The organism is Tritonibacter sp. SIMBA_163 (assembly GCF_046535935.1).
Taxonomy (GTDB): Bacteria; Pseudomonadota; Alphaproteobacteria; order Rhodobacterales; family Rhodobacteraceae; genus Epibacterium; species Epibacterium scottomollicae.
The window spans coordinates 1-248 of record NZ_JAWJBP010001005.1; the positions used below are offsets into that span (position 1 = coordinate 1).

Sequence of the window (248 nt, forward strand, 5' to 3'; positions counted from 1 at the left end):
TGCTGAAGGAGTTTCTTCAATTGCGGCGCGACCGCGTCACGTTCGCGATGATCGTGGGCATACCGATCGTTCAGCTCGCGTTGTTCGGTTTCGCGATCAACACCGACCCGAAGCATCTGCCGACTGCCGTTATCGTTCACGACCAAAGCGAGTTCTCGCGCAGCTTCATCGCGGCGATGAGGAACTCAGCGTATTTCGACATCGTAGAAACGCTGCCCGACGAAGAAGCCGGACGCCGTGCGCTCGCC

1 pseudogene is annotated in these 248 nt (G+C 58.9%); it reads left to right on the forward strand.

The features are described from left to right. Positions 1-2: 2 nt before the first annotated feature. Positions 3-248, forward strand: a pseudogene (locus R0J92_RS25355) (ABC transporter permease); the annotation flags it as partial.